General features: G+C 57.0%; 15 protein-coding genes. 10 read left to right on the top strand and 5 right to left on the bottom strand.

The window, feature by feature from the left end; genetic code table 11:
* Positions 1-41: 41 nt before the first annotated feature.
* Entirely contained in the window at positions 42-938 is an 897-nt protein-coding gene (gene rpoH / locus ACR0DE_RS13080; RefSeq protein WP_170393423.1) for an RNA polymerase sigma factor RpoH, read from the top strand.
* Between the two features lie 47 nt (positions 939-985).
* Here rpoH and ACR0DE_RS13075 read toward each other — a convergent pair whose 3' ends face one another.
* The gene (locus ACR0DE_RS13075) at positions 986-2053 is read right to left on the bottom strand and encodes a fasciclin domain-containing protein (protein ID WP_480753602.1); all 1068 of its coding nucleotides are present in this window, start codon (positions 2051-2053) and stop codon (positions 986-988) included.
* A 339-nt stretch (positions 2054-2392) separates the two neighbouring features.
* On the opposite strand from ACR0DE_RS13075, the gene ACR0DE_RS13070 reads away from it, so the two are divergent.
* From ACR0DE_RS13070 to ACR0DE_RS13060, 3 genes are read left to right on the top strand one after another with little or no spacing between them, the layout of a single operon-like run.
* Positions 2393-3367 carry a Gfo/Idh/MocA family protein gene (locus tag ACR0DE_RS13070; protein ID WP_480753600.1) on the top strand — a complete coding sequence of 325 codons (975 nt, stop codon included), beginning with the start codon at positions 2393-2395 and terminating at the stop codon, positions 3365-3367.
* Between the two features lie 56 nt (positions 3368-3423).
* Positions 3424-3693 carry a DksA/TraR family C4-type zinc finger protein gene (locus ACR0DE_RS13065; RefSeq protein WP_170393417.1) on the top strand — a complete coding sequence of 90 codons (270 nt, stop codon included), beginning with the start codon at positions 3424-3426 and terminating at the stop codon, positions 3691-3693.
* A 15-nt stretch (positions 3694-3708) separates the two neighbouring features.
* A complete protein-coding gene (locus ACR0DE_RS13060) occupies positions 3709-4602 on the top strand; it encodes a DMT family transporter (protein WP_480753598.1) in 894 nt (297 codons plus the stop codon).
* Between the two features lie 27 nt (positions 4603-4629).
* On the opposite strand, the gene ACR0DE_RS13055 is transcribed toward ACR0DE_RS13060, so the two are convergent.
* From ACR0DE_RS13055 to ACR0DE_RS13045, 3 genes are all read right to left on the bottom strand, one after another.
* A complete protein-coding gene (locus ACR0DE_RS13055; RefSeq protein WP_480753596.1) occupies positions 4630-6450 on the bottom strand; it encodes a M3 family oligoendopeptidase in 1821 nt (606 codons plus the stop codon).
* 79 nt (positions 6451-6529) lie between these two features.
* On the bottom strand, positions 6530-7501 hold the full coding sequence (locus tag ACR0DE_RS13050) for an alpha/beta hydrolase (protein WP_170405086.1): 972 nt from the start codon (positions 7499-7501) through the stop codon (positions 6530-6532).
* Positions 7501-7791 carry an SCP2 sterol-binding domain-containing protein gene (locus ACR0DE_RS13045; protein WP_170393409.1) on the bottom strand — a complete coding sequence of 97 codons (291 nt, stop codon included), beginning with the start codon at positions 7789-7791 and terminating at the stop codon, positions 7501-7503. The genes ACR0DE_RS13050 and ACR0DE_RS13045 overlap by 1 nt, the downstream gene beginning before the upstream one ends.
* A 30-nt stretch (positions 7792-7821) precedes the next feature.
* Here ACR0DE_RS13045 and ACR0DE_RS13040 point away from each other — a divergent pair, with 30 nt between their 5' ends.
* From ACR0DE_RS13040 to ACR0DE_RS13015, 6 genes are all read left to right on the top strand, one after another.
* Positions 7822-8430 (top strand): tetratricopeptide repeat protein, encoded by a 609-nt coding sequence (locus ACR0DE_RS13040; RefSeq protein WP_170405089.1) that lies wholly within the window; start codon positions 7822-7824, stop codon positions 8428-8430.
* Between the two features lie 23 nt (positions 8431-8453).
* Positions 8454-11270: a helicase-related protein gene (locus tag ACR0DE_RS13035; protein ID WP_480753593.1), complete on the top strand. Its 2817-nt coding sequence runs from the start codon at positions 8454-8456 to the stop codon at positions 11268-11270.
* A gap of 6 nt (positions 11271-11276) precedes the next feature.
* Positions 11277-11642, top strand: coding sequence for an RNA-binding S4 domain-containing protein (locus ACR0DE_RS13030; RefSeq protein WP_170393403.1), 366 nt, complete (start codon positions 11277-11279; stop codon positions 11640-11642).
* A gap of 65 nt (positions 11643-11707) precedes the next feature.
* Entirely contained in the window at positions 11708-12046 is a 339-nt protein-coding gene (fdxA, locus tag ACR0DE_RS13025) for a ferredoxin FdxA (protein ID WP_480753590.1), read from the top strand.
* Between the two features lie 284 nt (positions 12047-12330).
* On the top strand, positions 12331-12840 hold the full coding sequence (locus tag ACR0DE_RS13020) for a CarD family transcriptional regulator (protein WP_010439402.1): 510 nt from the start codon (positions 12331-12333) through the stop codon (positions 12838-12840).
* Positions 12841-12964: 124 nt separating this feature from the next.
* Positions 12965-13726, top strand: a complete 762-nt coding sequence (locus ACR0DE_RS13015) for an ion channel (RefSeq protein WP_170406404.1) — start codon at positions 12965-12967, stop codon at positions 13724-13726.
* Here ACR0DE_RS13015 and cobS read toward each other — a convergent pair.
* Positions 13723-14487 (bottom strand): adenosylcobinamide-GDP ribazoletransferase, encoded by a 765-nt coding sequence (gene cobS / locus ACR0DE_RS13010; RefSeq protein ID WP_480753587.1) that lies wholly within the window; start codon positions 14485-14487, stop codon positions 13723-13725. The genes ACR0DE_RS13015 and cobS overlap by 4 nt on opposite strands.
* Between the last annotated feature and the right edge of the window lie 79 nt (positions 14488-14566).

Genomic DNA, 14566 nt, shown 5'->3' with positions numbered 1-14566 from the left:
CATGTTAAGGGCTTAAACATTTGTCCAAGGGGCAGAAATAAATGGCAAATTACTCAAATCTTCCAGCGCCGACACCCGAGGGTGGGCTGAACCGCTATATGCAGGAGATTCGCAAGTTTCCTCTGCTGGAGCCGGAGGAAGAATATATGCTGGCCAAGCGCTGGGTCGAGGAACAGGATACCGAGGCCGCGCATAAAATGGTCACGTCTCATCTGCGCTTGGCGGCCAAGATCGCCATGGGATATCGCGGCTATGGCTTGCCGCAGGCCGAGGTGATTTCCGAAGCCAATGTGGGCCTGATGCAGGCGGTCAAGAAATTTGACCCCGAAAAAGGCTTCCGGCTGGCGACCTATGCCATGTGGTGGATCCGCGCTTCGATCCAGGAATACGTCCTTCGGTCGTGGTCGATGGTGAAACTGGGTACAACATCGGCGCAGAAAAAGCTGTTCTTCAACCTGCGTAAAGCAAAGGCACGCATTGGCGCGCTGGAAGAAGGTGATCTGCGTCCTGAAAACGTGGCCAAGATTGCAGAAGACCTCGGAGTGACCGAGGAAGAAGTGATCAGCATGAACCGTCGGATGTCCGGTGGCGATGCTTCGCTGAACGCGACCGTGGGGTCCGAAGGCGAAGGCACCATGCAGTGGCAGGATTGGCTGGAAGATGAAGATGCCGATCAGGCTGGTGACTACGAGGCGCGCGATGAATTGGAAGCCCGGCGCGAATTGCTCGCTGCTGCGCTGGATGTTCTGAACGATCGCGAGAAAGACATCCTGACTCAGCGCCGTCTGATGGACCAGGCTGTTACGCTGGAAGAGCTGAGCACGCAGTACAATGTCAGCCGTGAACGTATTCGTCAGATTGAAGTGCGCGCGTTTGAGAAGCTGCAAAAGAAGATGCGAGAGCTTGCGCGCGAAAAAGGTATGCTGGGTTCAAACTAACCCCAGACTGATATCAGCCCGCCATATGAGCGGGCTGATTTTTTTAGTTATGCGAAAATGAAATCGGACTCGGACAGGTGGCTTGCCCAGATGCCTGATAGATAGATGCTGTCTCCGTCGTCCAACTCGATCTTGGTCCCGAAGAACTTTCCGTCGATATCGTCTTCGATGTCCTCAAAGCTGGTGATGCCATCGTATTCGGACAGGTCGATCTTGTCCTTGCCGACGCGGAAATCGACAATCCAGTCGTGACCGTCGCCTTCATCGAATACAAACGTATCCTTACCGCGCCCACCAAAGAGTTTGTCATTGCCATCGCCGCCGTCGATGATGTCTTTCCCACGACCTCCGAAGATTTTGTCATGGCCTTCATCGCCACGCAGAATATCCTTTCCGCGCCCCCCGAAGATTATGTCGTTCCCGGCACCGCCAAGCGCCACATCATTGCCCGAGCCGGTGTTGATCACGTCATTGCCACCATCACCGTGAACAAAGTCTTTGCCGCGTCCGGTAAAGATGAATTCATCGCTGCTGTCACCCAGGATAAAGTCCGTGTTCTTTTTGCCCAGAATGCCCGACACCGAGACGGGTAGAAGTACGCCGTCAAGTACGTGAATGATACCGTTTGACGCATCCACGTCGAACGCGATCAAGCCGGGATCGTCGATGCCCGGATCGGCATCGCCCAGGCTGGGAGGATCGCTTTCAAGGTTCAGTTCGACTGACGACCCAAGCAGAGTTTGGATTTCAGCCCCGTCGCCTAGACCGACCACTGTGGTGCTGTCGAACTCACCATCGACCACGTGATACTTCAAAATGTTGGTTAGCAAAGGGATAGGGTCTCCGCCGCCAAGCAGGGTTAGCGCCTTGATGATGTGGCCCAATGCTCCAGCCTCGTCATCCCCTTTATACCCAAGCGTTTGTGCCAGAGTAATAAAGGCAGCGTCATTTGGGGCAAAGACGGTCAGTTCTGCCTCAGGATTGTCCAGCGTTTCCGCCAGCCCGGCTGCAATCACCGCTTCGCGGAGAATGTCGAAATCCTGATTGTCGCTGTCGAACGTTCCGGGATCACCGCTTTTTAGCACTGTTCCTGTAATCGTATGTGTTGCTGGCATTTCAGTAAGCCTCCCACCCTGTTTGCCGTTGCTCCGGATGTTGCCAGAGCGCCATCCGAGCATGATTCAGTCGATGTTTGAGCTACGGCGGCAGTATCAGACTGGATCAACAAAACTGATTTGCGAGGGCCGGTTTGACGCCGATCGATTTTAGATTATCGATATAAATTATAAGGTTATCGGGGTTTTTTAATCTCATCAAAAAATTTACCGAGGCGTATGATTTTCAAATAGATAGAGAAAGGACTGACTTATTGGCAGGTGGTTGATAGACAGATCAGGAACTGAATTACATTGAGCTCGCCCTGGGCGGGTTACATCAATTTTTAGGGGGCGCGCATGCATAAACCGGTCAATTGGGGTGTTCTGGGTGCAGCCAGATTCGCACGACAACACATGGCGCCCGCCATCCATGCGGCAGAGGGCGCGCGGCTGGCGGGGTTGGCGACCTCGGATCCGGCCAAGGCCGAGCCCTTTGCCAGATATTGCCCTGATCTGAATGTCTACAACAGCTATGAGGCATTGCTAGCCGATCCTGAGATTGAGGCGGTGTACATCCCGCTGCCAAACCATCTTCATGTCGAATGGAGCCTGAAGGCGCTGGATGCGGGCAAGCATGTGCTGTGCGAAAAGCCGATGACCATGCGGGCCGATGAGTTTGACGCGCTGATCGCAAAGAGGGACCAGACGGGTTTGCTGGCTGCCGAAGCATACATGATCGTGCATCACCCTCAGTGGCATCTGACCCGTAAACTGATCGAGGACGGAGCGATCGGCCGGCTGGTCCATGTCACCGGGGCGTTCAGCTATGACAACCGGGCGGACACGGGCAACATCCGCAACCGTGCGGAAACCGGTGGGGGCGGGCTGCGTGACATCGGGGTGTATGTTATCGGCAGCGCTCGGTTTGCGACTGGGCAAGAGCCGGTCTCGGTCAGCGGTGCGATCCGGTGGGAAAATGACGTGGATGTTTTCACCGAAATACGCGCGCAGTTTCCCGAATTTACCTATTCCGCCTACGTCTCAACACGCATGCATCCACATCAGGAAATGGTGTTTCACGGAGAAGGTGGCATGATCCGTCTGACTGCTCCGTTCAATGCCCGTGTGTTCGGCGAGGCGCGGGTTGAACTGCACCGACCGGGCCTTGAAGTTCTGGTGCCCCGGTTTCCTGCGGACAACCACTATCAATTGCAGGTCGAAGCGTTCTGCCGATCGGTTCGCGAAGGGGTTGAATATCCCTGTTCATTGGAATTCGTGAGGGGCACACAAGAGGTTATCGATCAGGTCTTTGACGCCGCCGTTTCGCTCTAGCTTGCCACCCCTGTGGTGTCTCGCGTATCCTGTCCCGACCGGATCAGGAGGGCTAAATGGCGGGCGGCTGGGCGCGCGATGGCGCGGTGAGTGAACAGATCGAAGCGTCGATTTCAGATGAACTGGCGCGGATGCAGGCGCAAAAGCGACCTGTGGGCGAAAGCCTGACACATTGTGCTGAATGCGAAGAACCGATCCCCGAAAAACGCCGCCTTGCTCTGCCCGGCGTAAAGCTGTGCCTGGATTGCCAGCAAGAGCGTGACAGCAGCTTCAAATCCCGCGGCGGGATCAATCGGCGGGGTTCGAAAGACAGTCAGTTGAAATAACGCGAGGAGCACCCGGTGAAGGATCAGCCGCAGAGATCAGTACTGCAAAACGGGTTGGTTCTTGGGTTCCTAGCCGCGTTTCTATGGGGCACGCACAGCGTTATCGTGCGATATTTGACTAGTGATCTCGGCGGGTTACAGATTGCCGTGTCGCGCCTGTTCATTGCTGCTTTTGCGATTTACTGCATGCTGCGGGTGATGGGCGCACGGGTTTCAATCCAGTACAGGGATTGGAACTTCCGACTGGCGGTGTTGTCGACGGTGGTGAACTATGTTTTGTTCCATATCGGCCTGGAGCATACAGGTGCCGCGAATGCGATGGTGCTTGAGAATACCGCGCCGTTTTTTGTGTTGATATTCCTGTATTTCTTCGCGGATACCACCGTTGGCCGGACTGATGTATTGGCGACCCTGCTGGCGATCCTCGGTGTGTTTCTAACCGTCTATCGGGATTTTCAAGGCGGGGGAGAACCCCTGCTGGGCGATCTGATGGAAATCGGGGCGGGACTTAGCTGGGCGGTGTTCCTGATTTCCAGCAGCCGCGCGATGCAGTCATCGGAGACCACTGCCGAAAGGTTGAACTTCCTGTTTGGCATCTTTTTGTGTTCGGGCGTTTTGCTGGTGCCACTGGCGGCTTTTTCTATTCAGATGCCGACCGCAAACGACGTGATCTTCTTGATCCTTCTGGGCGTTTTGCCGACCGCGCTTGCCTATTATCTTTGGTACGAGGCCGCCGCCCGCGTGTCGACATTGACGGCGACGTTGCTATTCGCCGCCTCGGTTGTGTTTACCTTTGTCAACTCGGCACTGTTTCTGGGCGCAACGATCACACCGCTTTCGATTGTTGGCGCGGTATTGATTGTCACGGCCATTTTCGTGACGACGATGAAATCAGCCAAAGAGAAATGAGGCAGCCATACAGGCTGCCTTTCAACATTAGCTTTCCATCGCTTCCAGTTCGTCAATAAAGCCCGAGATCATCGACAGGCCTTTGTCCCAGAACTCAGGGTCGCTGGCGTCCAGTCCGAACGGGGCCAGAAGCTCTTTATGGTGCTTGGAGCCACCGGCGCGCAGCATCTCGAAATACTTGTCCTCAAACCCGTCCGCACCGCTTTCGTAAACCGAATACAGCGCGTTCACGAGGCCATCACCGAAGGCATAGGCATAGACGTAGAACGGCGAGTGGACGAAGTGCGGGATATAGGCCCAGAAGGTCTCGTACCCGTCCATGAATTCGAATGCGGGGCCAAGGCTTTCAGCCTGAACGCTCATCCAAAGGGCGTTGATGTCGTCTGGTGTCAGCTCGCCCTCACGACGGGCGGCGTGCAGTTTGCATTCGAAGTCGTAGAAGGCGATCTGGCGGACGACTGTGTTGATCATGTCCTCGACCTTACCGGCCAGAAGCACCTTGCGCTGTTCCGCTGTCTCGGCCTGATCCAGCATTTTGCGGAAGGTCAGCATTTCACCAAAGACCGAAGCAGTTTCGGCCAAGGTCAGTGGGGTCGATGAAAGCATCTCGCCCTGATTGGCGGCCAATACCTGATGCACCCCGTGGCCCAATTCATGCGCCAAGGTCATCACATCGCGCGGTTTGCCCAGATAGTTGAGCATCACGTAGGGATGAACTTCGGTCACGGTGGGATGCGCAAAGGCGCCAGGCGCTTTGCCGGGCTTCACGGCCGCATCGATCCAACCCTTCGAGAAGAAGGGAGCTGCGATCTCACCCATCCGAGGATCAAACGCGTTATAGGCGTCCATCACCGTCTTCTCGGCCTCGGACCAATCGACGATGCGGGTGTCCTCCATCGGCAACGGAGCATTACGGTCCCACACTTGCATCACGTCCAGACCAAGCCATTTGCGTTTCAGTTCGTAGTAACGATGGCTCAGCTTGGGGTAGGCGGCCACAACGGCCTCGCGCAGGGCTTCGACCACTTCGGGCTCGACATCGTTCGACAGGTGGCGACCAGTCTGAGCAGTTGGCATGTTGCGCCAGCGGTCAACGATTTCTTTTTCCTTGGCCTGCGTATTGTGCACGCGCGCGAAGGTTTTGATATTGCTTTGGAAAACGTTGGCGAGTTCGCGCGCTGCGGCTTCACGCTTGGCGCGATCCTGCTCGGTCAGCAGGTTCAGCGTACCTTCGATGTTCAGCTCTTCACCATCGACGGTGAAGGTCAGGCCCGCGATTGTTTCGTCGAATAGGCGTTCCCACGCGTCGCCGACAACGCCGAGGTCGTGCAGGAATTTTTCCAACTCATCAGACAGTTGATAGGGTTTCATCGCGCGAATGCGACGGAACACGGGCTCGTATCGCGCCAGATCGGCATTGGCGGCAAAATGAGCAGCCAGCGCGTCATCGTCGATGCGATTCAGTTCCAGCGTGAAGAACACCAGAGGCGTGGTGAAGACGGTGATCTTCTCCTGCATGTCAGACAGGAACTTGGCGCGATCCGCGTCGGTGGTCAGTTGGTAATAGCGCAATCCGGCAAAGGACATGATCCGCCCGGCGATGGCGTTGATCTTTTCGTTGCGCAGCACGCAGGTCAGTAGTCCAGCTGCGTCCAATTCGGCCAGCTTACCCTCATAATCTGCGGCAAAGGACGCACATTCGCCCTCCAACCAGTCCAGATCGCGGGCCAGTTCGGGTGCATCTTCCGAGGCATAGAGGTCCGTCAGATCCCATTCCGGCAAATTGCCCAGATCATCGGCACCGCCGCCTGCATTTGCATCACGGACGGGAAAGGGAAGGTCGCGCATGGAACACCTCGAATAAACTGCGTTGGCAAACATTTAGGCGCGGCACGTCCGGATCACAAGCAAGCTGTCTGGTCAAACCTTAATGACAGGGCTCGGGTTTTGGTTTCGCCGCGGCTGCCGCGAAATGTGCAGCAAGTTGATCAAAGACCGGCCCGCGCACCTCGGGTGCCTCCATCAGAACTTCGTGTTCGCCGTTGGGAATCTCGACCAGAGTACCGCTAGGCCAGTTGGCCATACGTGCCCGAATGGCCTTGCGGTCCACGATCTGTTCATGGCTACCCAAGAAGGTCAGGGCAGGGATCTCGGGCGCGGCCTGTTCCACCAGCCAGGTGCATTCATCCAGCGCCTCGCGCAGCCAGATGGTAGACGGTGCGCCCAAAGCAAGTTCAGGGTGTGCGGCCAACTGATCCTGCATCATTCGGTACATCGCCGGATCGCGTGTCAGCACGTTTCCTTCGAAGGGCTGTGAGGCCACATAGCTCTCTAGCGTGGTGGTGGGCGGGGTTTTCTCGCCCAAGCCCAAGCGTGGCCCCCAATAGGCAGTTAGCTGGCTGAGTGGCTTCATGATTGGTGTAAAGAAAATCCCCCACATCGGGCCCGTAAAGGCGCAGGCCGCAAAATCAGCCCCCTCCAAAACGGCGCGAAGCCCGATAGCTCCGCCCATGGAATGGCCTATGACGTACCAGGGCTTGGGCAACTCCAGTTGTTCGGCCAGTTTCAGTATTGAGCGAACGTCGTGCTGGTAATCGGTGAATTGTTCGACATGACCGATCCGCGGATCATCCAGCAGGCGATCTGCAAGCCCTTGCCCGCGCCAATCGACCGCGAGACTTGCAAAGCCCCGGTTCACAAATTCCTTGGCGGTATCACCATATTTTTCGATGTATTCCGTGCGACCGGGGAAAAGCATCACCGTGCCGTGCGCATCGCCGTCGGGCAGCCAATGTGCCACGCGGATACGTTTGCCATCTTCGGTGATCAGCCAATGCGCCGCACCATCGGCAGGGCCGCCGGCCACGTCTTCGAATAAGGGGGCCGGCGAAAACTCCATCAGGCCAGCACCGAGGCGAGTTTCATGGCAATACCCATGTCTCCGTCAACGCTCAGCTTGCCGGACATGAACGCACCGGTTGGGTTCAGGTCGCCGCTGAGAATCTGTTCAAAGGTGTCCGCATCGGCGCTGAGGGTCACATCAGCATCTTCGTCGCTTACCCGCGCACCGCTTGCATCCAGAATGATAGAACCCAGATCGGCAATGGCAAATTTGGCTGACGCATCGAAATCGCCGCCCGACAGTTTCTCATTCAATGCCGCCGCGGCTTTTTCCAGAATATCGCTCATGGTCTTCCTCATATTGTTCATGCGCCGTGAATGGACATCCCCGGTCGCTACGCTACACTGACCATTGTTATGGGTATTGCAATCACCAATCTCAAACGTACCGTCGCGGCACTTGCCGTCATAGTCACGTTTTCCACCAGTTGCATCGCGCAGCAGGCGGATTCTCGGGACGAGGCATCACTGTTGCAGCAACTGGCGCAATCGACGCCCGAACAGGCCATCGGATTGGATCGGCAATTGCAGGCGCTGTGGTCACAATCAGGTTCGGCTTCAGCGGATTTGCTGTTGGAACGCGGACGCGAAGCGCTGGATGACGGGGATGTCGAGGCCGCGCTTGATCATTTGACGGCGCTTACCGATCACGCACCCGAGTTTGCCGAGGGTTGGCATGTGCGCGCTTCGGTTTTCTTCGGCATTGACAGGTTTGGCATGGCTGCGGCGGATCTTGAACAGGCATTGACGCTGAATCCGAACAACTACGACGCTATTTACGGCCTTGGCCTCATCTTTGAGATCGTGGGCAAGCCAGAACAAGCACTTGAGGCCTATTCACGTGCGCTGGCTATACATCCCCATCATGAAGAAGTAACCAATGCCGTGAATCGGCTGAAGCCTCAGGTTGAAGGCAAGGCGCTGTAAGTCTCAGGGCGCAGGGGGCAAAGGTGAGCGGGTCATCCCGAATCGTGGCCGTACTTGGCCCGACGAACACAGGTAAAACTCACTACGCGATTGAACGTATGCTGGGGTACCGGACCGGTGTCATCGGTCTGCCGCTGCGGCTGCTCGCGCGCGAGGTCTATGACAAGATTGTCGCTATTCGCGGTCCGTCTGTTGTGGCGCTGTTGACAGGCGAGGAACGGATCGTACCGCCGCGCACACAATACTGGGTCTGTACAGTTGAGGCGATGCCAGAAGGCATGGGCACTGATTTTGTGGCGATTGACGAAATTCAGCTTTGCGTGGACCCCGAACGCGGCCATGTCTTTACTGACCGCCTGTTGCGGTCGCGCGGCACCAATGAAACGCTATTCCTCGGCTCTGACACCATGCGCGGCCCCATCGCGGCCCTTGTGCCCGAAGCGCAGTTCATCCGGCGTGAACGGATGTCTCAGCTGGTCTATTCCGGTTCGAAAAAGATCAGCCGAATGCCTGCGCGCAGTGCGATCGTCGGATTCTCGGTCGACAATGTCTATGCCATCGCCGAGCTGCTTCGTCGCCAAAAGGGCGGGGCGGCGGTCGTCATGGGGGCGCTCAGCCCTCGCACGCGGAATGCGCAGGTTGACCTCTATCAGAACGGTGAGGTTGATTATCTGGTGGCTACGGATGCCATCGGTATGGGGTTGAACCTGGATGTGAACCATGTGGCGTTCTCATCTCTGACCAAGTTTGATGGCCGCCGAATGCGGCCTCTGGCCCCCAACGAGTTGGCCCAGATCGCAGGACGGGCCGGGCGCGGAATGTCGGATGGCACGTTTGGTGTGACGGGCGAGGCTCCGCCGCTGGATGAGGGCGTAGCCCAATCCATTATGGACAGCCGGTTCACGCCTATGAAAAAGTTGAATTGGCGGAATGCCGCTTTGCGGTTCGGCTCAATCGACGCACTAATCGACTCGCTTGAGGTCAGCCCAGACAATGAGCACCTGATCAAAGCGCGGCCAGCTGACGATCTGAACGTCCTGAAATCTCTGTCCCAAGTCACCGAAGTCGTTGCCCGTGCCAGCGATGGACCGTCGATCCGTTTGCTATGGGATGTGTGCAGAATCCCCGATTTTCGCGGCATCAGCCATGCCGAACATGCCAGCCTGCTTGAGGTGATCTATGGCCATCTGCATGAGCGCGGAAGTATCCCCGATGATTTCATGGCGCGGCAAATCCGCCGTATCGACCAAACCCATGGCGACATTGATGCATTGTCCAAAAGGTTGGCATATATTCGCACTTGGACATATGTTGCGCAACGAAACGGTTGGGTGCGTGACGAATCCCATTGGCGCGAGGAAACGCGCACTGTAGAAGACAGGCTGTCGGACGCTCTTCACGACCGTTTGACTCAGCGATTTGTGGACCGGCGCACGTCAGTGTTGCTGCGCCGGCTCAAACAGAAGGAGGCCCTTTTGGCCGAAGTAAATGATAAGGGTGAAGTGACCGTCGAAGGCGAATTCGTCGGTCGTCTGGAAGGGTTCCGGTTTACCCCGGACAAAAGCGCGCAGGGGACTGAAGCGAAAGCCTTGAAGTCAGCCTCTCTGCAAGCACTCGCGCCGCAATTCCATCTGCGTGCCGATCGCTTCTACAATGCGCCCGATACCGAAATTGATTTCACTGATCAGGGTGGCCTGATGTGGGGCGAGTATGCCGTGGGCAAACTTGTTGCCGGTGCCGAGCCTCTCAAGCCTGTGGTCGAGGTTTTTGTCGATGAGGCCGCCGGGCCGGACGTGGAACAGAAGGTTCAGCGCCGCCTGCAGCATTTCATCGACCGCAAAGTGGCAGCCCTGTTCGAGCCGCTGCTGAACCTGTCGCGGGATGAAGAATTGACGGGCCTGGCGAAGGGCTTTGCCTTCCGTATGGTCGAGTCGTTGGGCGTGCTGCCCCGTGTGCAGGTTGCGCAAGAGGTCAAGGATCTGGATCAGGACGCCCGTGGTGCGCTGCGTAAACATGGCATCCGGTTCGGTCAATTCACCATCTTCATGCCGCTGCTGCTGAAACCCGCGCCAACGCGCCTGCGTCTGGTACTATGGGCATTGTCCGGTGGCTTGCAGGAGTTCCCCGAAGCACCACCTCCGGGTCTGGTTACCGTTCCGGTCGCCAAGGACGCGCCGCAGGGCTATGACACCATGTGCGGCTACCGCGATGCGGGCGAACGCTCGATCCGGATCGATATGCTGGAACGGTTGGCCGACATGCTGCGGTCCGAGGATAGCCGCGGTGGGTTCGAAGCCAAACCCGACATGTTGTCGATTACCGGCATGACCTTGGAACAGTTTGCAGACCTGATGCAGGGACTGGGTTACAAGGCCGAACGCGGCGAACGTGAGAAGGCCAAGCCGGTCCCGACGGAGCAGCCTGTGGCGGAAGCCGAGGAACAACCTGTCGTCGATGAGACACCGACCGCAAATGCCGAAGCGGATGACGTCGGTATAACTGCCGAGGCGTCAGCCGAAGCCTCCGAAAGCACCGAGGCGGCAGCAGAGGTTACGGCCACTGAGAAATCAGCAGAGTCCAAATTGGATGAGCCCGAAATTGAGGTGTTCTACACCTTCACTTGGGGGCGCCAACGTCAGCAAAACCGTGGTCCGCGTCGCGAGCAGGGGCAGGGCAAGGGCAAGCCGCGTGGTAAACCTCAGGGCAAGCCGCATGGCAAGAAGGGGGGCAAGCCTCAGGGCGCCAAGACCTTCTCGTCACGGCCACCCAAAAAGGAAAAGGCAATCGATCCCGATAACCCGTTTGCGGCAGCGTTGATGGGTCTGAAGGACGGCAACTGATCCGCGATGGCCGAGGCCAAGCTGCGGATCGACAAATGGTTGTGGCAGGCGCGGTTCTTCAAGACCCGTAGCCTGGCCGCCAAACAGGTCAGCGGCGGCCATGTGCGTCTGAACGGAAATCGGGTGCTGAAACCGGCGCAAGCCGTGGCACCCGGAGATGTCCTGACCTTTCCGCAGGGGCGTATTGTTCGGGTTGTACGTATCGAAGCGCTTGGCGTGCGTCGCGGCCCGGCCCCCGAGGCGCAAGCTTTGTACTTCGATATGACCGAAAAGCAGGACGTATCGCCCAAGAATCCTGCGTTTGAGGGAAAAGGTCGTCCAACCAAGAAAGAAAGACGCGCGCTTGATCTTTCTCGCATCCCAAAGGGGTGATCTGACCTTGAAGCGGCGGTCAGACTGGATTAGCTAGTCGCCAAAGCGCAAACGGGAAATCCAAAATGACCTACGTTGTCACCGAAAACTGCATTGGCTGCAAATACACCGACTGTGTCGAGGTTTGTCCGGTGGATTGTTTCTACGAAGGTGAAAACACATTGGTCATTCACCCCGACGAATGCATTGACTGCGGTGTCTGCGAACCCGAATGCCCCGCCGACGCCATCCGCCCCGATACCGAGCCGGGGATGGAGCAGTGGGTCGAGTTCAACCGGAAATACTCGGAAATGTGGCCGGTGATCGTGACCAAAAAAGACCCCTTACCCGAGGCCGAGGAACGCGACGGCGAAGAAGGCAAGATGGAGAAATATTTCTCGGAAGCCCCAGGCGATGGCGGTTGACCGATTCGGCAGCCGGTTACCGTTCATTTGGCATCAATCTGTGCATTAATTAGTTGAGGTAGAAAGGGAATTTCCCATTTACCTCGGCGCGGTCTTTTGAGTGTCGCAAATTTGTGATATACTTAGGACCGAATGATGACTGTGATTGGGATGTGCTCCGTAAGTATGCTCGCTTTGGAGTTCTGAATTTTTGACAAATAAGCCGCCTGACGGGGCCATGCAGGGCCTCGGCTGTGGTGCTTTTGTCGTCTCATATCCCGATCAGTAATGAAGGATGAATATGAATGTCGAAATCGAAAAAGCTTGAGTTCCGCCCGAACGATTATGTCGTCTACCCGGCTCATGGCGTAGGTCAGATCGTGTCAATCGAAGAGCAGGAAGTTGCGGGCTTCTCGCTTGAGCTGTTCGTGATTTCTTTTGAAAAAGACAAAATGACCCTGCGCGTGCCGACTAACAAGGTCACTGAATCGGGGCTTCGGTCGCTCAGCTCACCGGATGTGATCAGCCAGGCAATGAAGACGCTGAAGGGCAAAGCCAAGGTCAAGCGTGCCATGTGGTCGCGCCGGGCGCAGGAATACGAGCAAAAGATCAACTCGGGTGACCTGATCTCGATCGCCGAAGTGGTCCGCGACCTGCACCGCACCGACGACCAGCGCGAGCAGAGTTATTCCGAACGTCAGCTGTACGAAGCCGCGCTGGAACGTCTGACACGCGAAGTGGCCGCAGTTTCTGGCGCCGATGAGATTTCGGCTGCCAAACAGGTCGATGAGGTTCTGACCTCACGCGCAGCCTGATCGCGTTCAAGCCAATTTAAGGGTCGTCCCGATATCCGGGGCGGCCCTTTTTCGTGACTAGGCGCTTGGTCTTGTGGTGTGTGTCGGGTATTTTTCTGTAACTGCAGGAAGATACGGGGACATGATGAAGCAAACTGTCAAGTTTCTCTACATCAGCCACGAGCCGGTCTCGGTCTGGTTTCGCTATGGGCTGATCCTGTTCGATATCGCCTCGATCATCTTTTTTGTCTCCACGGCGAATATCCCGCATGGGCCTGGGCTGACGGCGGCAAGTTTGGGTGTCGGGCTGATCATCCTAATGGATTTCTGCGCGCGGATGTGGATTTCCAAAGACCGCTGGAAACTGCTGCGCCAGATTTACACGATGGCAGACATCGTTGTGATCGTGTCGCTGCTGCTTGACCCGTTCCTGACCGGCAATCTCGCGTTTCTTCGGATATTGCGCGCGTTGCGGCTGATCCATTCCTATCATCTGCTGCGGGATTTGCGCCGAGATAGTCCTTTCTTCCGAACCCACGAGGACGCGGTGATTGCGGCGATCAATCTGATGGTCTTTGTTTTTGCAACCTCGACTGCAGTACTGGTCTTTTTCGTCCCCGAAGATGCGCAGACCCCCTATATCGACGCACTTTATTTCACTATGGCGACCCTGACGACAACGGGGTTCGGAGATATCACGCTGGGCACACCAGCGGGAAAGCTGTTTTCCGTTTTCATCATGGTTGTTGGCGTGGCGTTGTTTGTCCGTCTGGCGCAGGCGATCTTCATGCCGCAGAAAGTGCGCTACAAATGCCCAAGCTGCGGCCTGTTCCGGCACGATCCGGATGCTGTGCATTGCAAACACTGTGGCGCGACGCTGCGCATTGAAACCGGTGGGGCGTCTTAGATTGAGGCTGTTAGCGCCAGGAGGAAGATGATTTCCGAGACCTGCTGCGTGGCCCCCAGAATATCACCGGTTTGGCCACCGATCTTGGTCTTGGCGATGCGAGCGACAAAAGCCGCTGCAAGCAGGGCGCAGAGCATCGGCGTGATGGCTGGTCCACCCAGCAGCAATAGCGACAGGACGATAGCCAACACGATACCCGCCAGCACCGCAGACAAGGGGGGCGCACCAACCGAATGGCTCAGCCCCGATTTGCGAGCGTAGGGTAGCGCGCGCATCAGCACGGGCATCATGGCGCGTGAGAACAGGCAGGCGGCCAATATGCCCGTCAACAGACCCGCACCGATCAGTGCCATAACAGCAGCAATTCGAAGCAGTTGGCCCAGCAACAGGGCCAGTACGCCGTAAGTACCGATATGGCTGTCCTTCATGATCTCCAGTCGACGTTCGGTTGTGAAGCCGCCCCAAAGCCCGTCGGCCGTATCGGCTAGCCCGTCTTCGTGCATCGCTCCGGTTGCGATGATCAACGTGGCGACCAGCAGGGCGGCGGTGGCAAGGGTTGGCAGCTGCGCCCAGATTGCAATCCAGGCGACGCCGCAAGCCAGCGCCCCCACAACAAGCCCGGCAAGGGGATAGGCCCAAGCCGCACGCGACTGGCGGGTGAACGCTTGATCGGGCAGGCGTGGCAGGGGCAGGCGCGTCAAAAGGACCAGAGCCAGCGGGATATCCCACAGGGAAAACGGGGCGGTGTCGTTTTTGGTCACTCCCAGGCCTTTCCGGGTCTTGTTGCTTTGCCAGCATTGGTTAAACACACACAACCACTCTGATGCAACGAGGCTTTCC

The sequence above is a fragment of the Ruegeria sp. C10 genome (assembly GCF_056537805.1).
This window is presented reverse-complemented; position numbering and strand designations above follow the sequence as displayed.

Bases quoted from the DNA above. Each gene is read 5' to 3' on its own strand.
- rpoH (WP_170393423.1), top strand. From the start codon at position 42: ATGGCAAATTACTCAAATCTTCCAGCGCCGACACCCGAGGGTGGGCTG.
- ACR0DE_RS13075 (WP_480753602.1), bottom strand. From the start codon at position 2,053: ATGCCAGCAACACATACGATTACAGGAACAGTGCTAAAAAGCGGTGAT.
- ACR0DE_RS13070 (WP_480753600.1), top strand. From the start codon at position 2,393: ATGCATAAACCGGTCAATTGGGGTGTTCTGGGTGCAGCCAGATTCGCA.
- ACR0DE_RS13065 (WP_170393417.1), top strand. From the start codon at position 3,424: ATGGCGGGCGGCTGGGCGCGCGATGGCGCGGTGAGTGAACAGATCGAA.
- ACR0DE_RS13055 (WP_480753596.1), bottom strand. From the start codon at position 6,450: ATGCGCGACCTTCCCTTTCCCGTCCGTGATGCAAATGCAGGCGGCGGT.
- ACR0DE_RS13050 (WP_170405086.1), bottom strand. From the start codon at position 7,501: ATGGAGTTTTCGCCGGCCCCCTTATTCGAAGACGTGGCCGGCGGCCCT.
- ACR0DE_RS13045 (WP_170393409.1), bottom strand. From the start codon at position 7,791: ATGAGCGATATTCTGGAAAAAGCCGCGGCGGCATTGAATGAGAAACTG.
- ACR0DE_RS13040 (WP_170405089.1), top strand. From the start codon at position 7,822: ATGGACATCCCCGGTCGCTACGCTACACTGACCATTGTTATGGGTATT.
- ACR0DE_RS13030 (WP_170393403.1), top strand. From the start codon at position 11,277: ATGGCCGAGGCCAAGCTGCGGATCGACAAATGGTTGTGGCAGGCGCGG.
- fdxA (WP_480753590.1), top strand. From the start codon at position 11,708: ATGACCTACGTTGTCACCGAAAACTGCATTGGCTGCAAATACACCGAC.
- ACR0DE_RS13020 (WP_010439402.1), top strand. From the start codon at position 12,331: ATGTCGAAATCGAAAAAGCTTGAGTTCCGCCCGAACGATTATGTCGTC.
- ACR0DE_RS13015 (WP_170406404.1), top strand. From the start codon at position 12,965: ATGAAGCAAACTGTCAAGTTTCTCTACATCAGCCACGAGCCGGTCTCG.